This is a genomic window from Staphylococcus gallinarum (genome assembly GCF_000875895.1).
Taxonomy (GTDB): Bacteria; Bacillota; Bacilli; order Staphylococcales; family Staphylococcaceae; genus Staphylococcus; species Staphylococcus gallinarum.
In genome coordinates this window covers 1-259 of the sequence record NZ_JXCF01000219.1, presented here as the reverse complement: position 1 = coordinate 259, position 259 = coordinate 1, and the positions used below count along the sequence as shown (strand labels likewise).

Sequence of the window (259 nt, the reverse complement as noted above, 5' to 3'; positions counted from 1 at the left end):
GCTTGTAAAAGTTCAAGATGGTGACGAAGAAACTGGTAAAGTAGTTAAAGGTAATATTGATGTTACTTATATCTACAAGTTGAAAGAGACACCAGAAGAACCGGGTAAACCAGAAGAACCGGGTAAACCAGAAGAACCAGGTAAACCAGAAGAACCAGGTAAATATATTCCATATATTCCTGCAGATCCAACGGATCCGACTAACCCAAATGATCCATTAAATCCGACAGATCCGAATACAGGTAATCCAATTGAACCA

The 259-nt window shown here is 39.0% G+C and carries 1 pseudogene; it reads left to right on the top strand.

Annotation, left to right across the window (positions count from 1 at the left end):
• Positions 1-259, top strand: a pseudogene (locus SH09_RS17180) (hypothetical protein); the annotation flags it as partial.